Consider the following 5189-nt stretch of genomic DNA (forward strand, 5'->3'; position numbering starts at 1 on the left):
GGGAACTCTGGTTCAACACTGCATGGGATGCCATGTGGTGCTGTTGGTGTTTGAAGTGTAAATGTGACAAGTTCTGATGCGCACCCTTTGCGCAAGTTTTCAGGGGGATATTCCGGGGAGCTGTCAGAATACAATTAATCCAAGTGGGTTAGGTTGGTTCTGAAAGATGCAATGAGTAGGGGGCTTGAAGGCAAATGGTGATCGCATTCATCATCATTTTCATCATGTTACTCGGTATTTATGCCGTGTTTGTAGAGCCTTGGCTGCCACCGAGTATTACCCGGCATAAAGTTGTTGTTTCTCCAGAAGCTCTTGACCAAAAACCTTTGCAAATTGTTGTTATGACTGATCTGCATGCCTGCTGGCCATGGATGCGTCCTGAACGGATTACGCGCATCGTAGAGCGCGTGAACAGTCTGGAGCCTGACCTTATTGCGCTTTTAGGCGACTACCACACAGCCATGCATCCTCCTTTTGCAAAGCCGTTAGCCTCTGCTGCAGCTTGGGCGCAGCCTATGCAGCATTTGAAGGCACCTCTGGGTGTTTTTGGTGTGCTGGGCAACCATGATTGGCTTGAAGGTGGTGAGGACGCCAGAGAGGCATTGGAAGCTTCTGGAGTGACTGTTCTCGAGAATAGGGCTCAGCGGGTATCTACACGAGGCAACTCTCATGTCTGGCTTTTGGGACTGGATGATCAGTATGGCGAGGCCTGCCAGTTGCACGGGACGGGACGCCGGGATGATCTTGAGGTGGCCTTAAGTCAGGTTGAAGATGACAGCGCCCCGCGGATTTTGCTTGCCCATGAGCCGGACATCTTTCTTGAGGCCAATAAATCCGTAGATTTGACAGTGAGCGGGCATACGCATGGAGGGCAAGTTCGCTTGCCGTTTATTGGTGCATTGACAATACCATCGCGGCTTGACCGGAAGTATGCGAAGGGCGCTTTTGAGGAAAATGGAAGCACTCTCATCGTTGGCAGCGGGCTTGGATGCTCGGGACTTCCAATCCGTTTTCTTTGTCCGCCAGAACTTTTGCTCATAGAAATATATGCTTAGGCTACAGGGTATTGATCGCATCAAAGGGATTGTTTGATTGCGTCTAACTTGCTTTCATTACCTTTCCGTCTTGAGAGAATCTCAAGGCAAAGAAGCTTGATATTTTGGTGATCTGGGCCGATTAATAGAGCCAGTATAGCGGGAGCTTCGTTTATTGTTGCTTCCGTATTTTCAAGATTTATGCGGCCGCAGAGAGCTGCAGGTAATAAGTGAGTGGTCCTGTTTTCTCGGATCTTGAGCGCTTGGTAGGTGCGATCAGAGCCGGATTTGAAACAAGGATCATTCGTTTCCAGGAGACAAGCGCAATGTCGCAGGCCAAAACTCTTTACGATAAGATCTGGGACCACCACGTGGTCAACACGCAAGAAGACGGCACTTGCCTGCTTTACATTGACCGCCACTTGGTACACGAAGTGACGAGCCCGCAGGCATTTGAAGGCCTGCGTATGGCTGGCCGTCAGGTGCGTCACCCAAAGCGTACACTGGCTGTTGTTGACCATAACGTGCCGACCACTGATCGCTCCAAAGGTATTGATGATCCTGAAAGCGCGTTGCAGGTTGATACACTTGCGAAGAATGCTGCTGAGTTTGGCGTTGAATACTATTCAGAGCTCGATCAGCGTCAGGGCGTGGTGCACATCGTGGGTCCAGAGCAGGGCTTTACGCTGCCGGGCATGACGATCGTTTGTGGTGACAGCCATACATCCACTCATGGTGCTTTTGGTTCTCTTGCACACGGTATCGGTACTTCTGAAGTTGAGCACGTTCTGGCGACGCAGACGCTGATTCAGAAGAAAGCGAAAAACCTTCGTGTGACTGTGAATGGTCAGCTGCCGGAAGGTGTGACCGCGAAAGATATCGTACTGGCGATCATTGGAGAGCTGGGTACTGCTGGTGGCACCGGTTACGTCATTGAATATGCTGGTGAAGCGATCCGTAACCTGTCTATGGAAGGTCGTATGACCGTCTGTAACATGTCTATTGAAGCTGGTGCACGTGCTGGTCTGATTGCTCCGGATGAGAAAACCTTCGAGTACCTGAAGGGCCGTCCTAAATCACCTAAGGGCGCCGCATGGGAACAGGCACAAGCTTACTGGGAAACTCTGTTTACTGATGAGAATGCAGAGTTTGATACAGAAATCGTTCTGGATGCTGCGAACCTGCCTCCAATCGTGACCTGGGGTTCTTCTCCTGAGGATGTTGTTTCCGTTACCGGTGTTGTTCCTAATCCGGCTGAGATCGAAGACGACAACCGCCGTGCTTCTAAAGAACGTGCGCTTGAGTACATGGGTGTTGAAGCTGGTCAGAAGATCACTGACATCAAGGTTGACCGTGTGTTTGTTGGTTCTTGCACCAACGGACGTATCGAAGATCTGCGCGAAGCTGCTGCCGTTGTTAAAGGCAAGAAGGTTGCAGACACCGTTAGCGCGATGATCGTTCCGGGGTCTGGTCTGGTGAAAGCACAGGCTGAAGCGGAAGGTCTGGATGAGATCTTCAAAGACGCTGGTTTCGAATGGCGTGAGCCTGGGTGCTCCATGTGCCTGGCGATGAATGCTGACAAATTGAAGCCGGGTGAGCGTTGTGCTTCAACTTCCAACCGTAACTTTGAGGGCCGTCAGGGCTTCAAGGGTCGTACACACCTTGTTTCTCCAGGAATGGCGGCAGCGGCTGCGATTGCCGGGCACTTTGTTGATGTGCGCCACTGGAAGTAATCGCAGATAAAATTTTGTAAATGAGCGGGAGTAGGTGACTACTCCCGCTTTTTTTATTTTGGGACCGACATTGCGACAAAGTGTGTCGTGACGGGCTAATTATCTGATCCATAGCGGGTTTCTGCTGATGTGCTTGGCCTGTATTTCGATTTCCTTAGGGTAAGGAGGATTGTCAGACTTCACATAGCTGTCATTTGCTGACTACAATATCAAAACATCTCAAGATGATTTCCGCTCAGGCGCTTGTGTTCTGAGCGAGACTCGGGAGCATGTTGTGAACGCAGTCGTTTCAGAAGGCGCATTCCCGGCGCTTGTGTTGAATGCAGATTATCGGCCTCTGTCTTACTATCCCCTGTCTCTATGGGGGTGGCAAGATGCGGTGAAGGCTGTGTTTTTGGATCGGGTTAGTATCGTCTCTGAATACGATCAGGTTGTGAGAAGCCCAAGTCTTGAGTTTCAACTCCCCAGTGTGGTGGCACTAAAGTCCTTCGTAGAGACAGAGAGAAACCCAGCCTTTACGCGGTTTAATGTGTTTCTGCGGGACAGGTTTCAATGCCAGTATTGCGGTTCCCTTAAGGATCTGACTTTTGATCACCTCATCCCGCGCAGTAAAGGAGGCCTGACCACTTGGGACAACGTCATCACGGCTTGCTCTCCTTGTAATTTACGGAAGGCAAACAAATCCTGGCAAGAAATGAATATGCAGCCCATGCAAATGCCGTTTGTCCCACGTGTGCATGACCTGCATAACAACGGCCGCCTGTTCCCGCCCAACTACCTGCACGAGAGCTGGTTAGATTTCCTCTACTGGGACAGCGAGCTTGAGCCGTGAAATGCGGTTAATATTTTGTTAGCCATTAGCCCGAAAACTTTCGGTAAAGTTGAGTGATTAATACCCGAGATACCACCCTTAGATTATGCTGAGCATAATTACGTGGGCGTCGATGGTGGGCATCTCGATGGGTTATTTCAGACAATTCTCTACACTATTCAAAAAATTCAATCGTTCTGAAGATGGGATGGTTGCGGTCCTTGTCGCTGTGCTTATGGTTTTGATGATTGTGTTCGCTGGAATGGCAATTGATTTCGGCATGGGCTTCAACACTCGGCGTGCAGTGAACCAAGCATTGGATGCGGCGGTGCTTGCAGCCGCAAACCGTTTATCTACCACCCAGATGGAAACGGAACAGGTAAACACACTTGTTGAATTATACTTCAAAGAAAACATCAAAAATTCTTTGGGTAGTGATGCAGTATATACGAACCCAGTTGTTTCCTATGATCCTAATGGTGATACAATCTCTGCAACGGCGACTGCAACTGTAAAAAATAGTTTTTTGCCGGTATTAAACTTATTGAATACGGATGGTGATGAGTTCGCTGAACTAACAGTACAAAGTAGCTCAACAGCTAGATATCCCAAAACAAAAGTTGAGGTTACAGTTGTTGTGGATGTAACAGGATCTATGTCCGGATCCATTAGTAGTCTAAAAAAAGCTTCAAGAGATATGCTTAATACGTTGCTGCCTGAAAATGATCAAAAACTTCAAAGTAGGGTGCGAATTTCGTATGTTCCTTATAATGTTGGCGTGAAGCTTAATTGGCAACTTGCTGAAAAAGCAACCTTCAAACGAAATCAATACGGCTGTGTACATGCTCGTGTTGGAGAAGAAAATATCAGCGGTAAGGCACATGATTATGAGGGTGAAGGGGAGCGTGTTGATTATGTTGGTACGCAATATAGTCGGTGCCCAAGTGCTGAGATGGTGCCGCTAACCTCTGAAAGAAGTAAGATTGAAAGCTCAATTAGTGCTTTAAAGGCAAGCAGTGCAACCGCTGGCCAGATTGGAATTGCTTGGGGCTGGTATACTTTGTCTCCAGAGTGGAGAGATTTTTGGCCTACTGATAGTAAGCCTGATGAATATGGAAAAAATGGCGTAAGAAAATATGCAGTCTTAATGACTGACGGTTCTTTTAATGCTTATTATGAAGGCGACTTCAAAGAAGCTGAGAAGCTGAGGAAACAGAAATTAAAAAGTAATATTGATAAAGGTGCGCAAGATAACCCCTCTGAGGGCGGTAAGCTTACACGAAAAGATCATGAAGAAATCGCTAGAAAAGTAAAGTGGGAATATACAGGTGACTCAAGCCTGAACGGTGTACCTTTTAAAACTGCTTCGAATTTATGCGAAAGTATGAAGGAGCAAGAAATTGTTATTTATACAGTTTTCTTTGGTAGTTCTTATAAAGGTAAAAAAATTATGCAGCAATGCGCAAGTAGCGATGACACCTTTTATCATGCAACAAGCCAAAGTGAGCTGATCAAAGCGTTTTCTAGTATCGCTAATGACATCAAGGAAATTTACTTATCTCAGTAATTTTATAAAAATTTGGTATCATAAAAAACCCCGCCATATCGGCG

The 5189-nt window shown here is 47.5% G+C and carries 4 protein-coding genes; all 4 read left to right on the top strand.

Going from position 1 to position 5189, the window contains the following annotated elements:
- Nucleotides 1–194 precede the first annotated feature (194 nt).
- The 4 genes from PsWM33_RS07265 to PsWM33_RS07280 all read left to right on the top strand — a co-directional run bounded on the left by PsWM33_RS07265 (nt 195) and on the right by PsWM33_RS07280 (nt 5145).
- A complete protein-coding gene (locus PsWM33_RS07265; RefSeq protein ID WP_063299726.1) occupies nt 195–1055 on the top strand; it encodes a metallophosphoesterase in 861 nt (286 codons plus the stop codon).
- A 305-nt stretch (nt 1056–1360) separates the two neighbouring features.
- Complete coding sequence (gene leuC / locus PsWM33_RS07270) at nt 1361–2767, top strand: 3-isopropylmalate dehydratase large subunit (RefSeq protein WP_063286462.1); 1407 nt, start codon at nt 1361–1363, stop codon at nt 2765–2767.
- A 274-nt stretch (nt 2768–3041) separates the two neighbouring features.
- Nucleotides 3042–3599: an HNH endonuclease gene (locus tag PsWM33_RS07275; RefSeq protein ID WP_063291233.1), complete on the top strand. Its 558-nt coding sequence runs from the start codon at nt 3042–3044 to the stop codon at nt 3597–3599.
- A gap of 127 nt (nt 3600–3726) precedes the next feature.
- Nucleotides 3727–5145: a pilus assembly protein TadG-related protein gene (locus PsWM33_RS07280; RefSeq protein ID WP_193778195.1), complete on the top strand. Its 1419-nt coding sequence runs from the start codon at nt 3727–3729 to the stop codon at nt 5143–5145.
- Nucleotides 5146–5189: the final 44 nt, after the last annotated feature.

It is taken from the genome of Pseudovibrio sp. WM33 (assembly GCF_001623165.1).
GTDB lineage: Bacteria > Pseudomonadota > Alphaproteobacteria > Rhizobiales > Stappiaceae > Pseudovibrio.

Bases quoted from the DNA above. Each gene is read 5' to 3' on its own strand.
- PsWM33_RS07265 (WP_063299726.1), top strand. From the start codon at position 195: ATGGTGATCGCATTCATCATCATTTTCATCATGTTACTCGGTATTTAT.
- leuC (WP_063286462.1), top strand. From the start codon at position 1,361: ATGTCGCAGGCCAAAACTCTTTACGATAAGATCTGGGACCACCACGTG.
- PsWM33_RS07280 (WP_193778195.1), top strand. From the start codon at position 3,727: ATGGGTTATTTCAGACAATTCTCTACACTATTCAAAAAATTCAATCGT.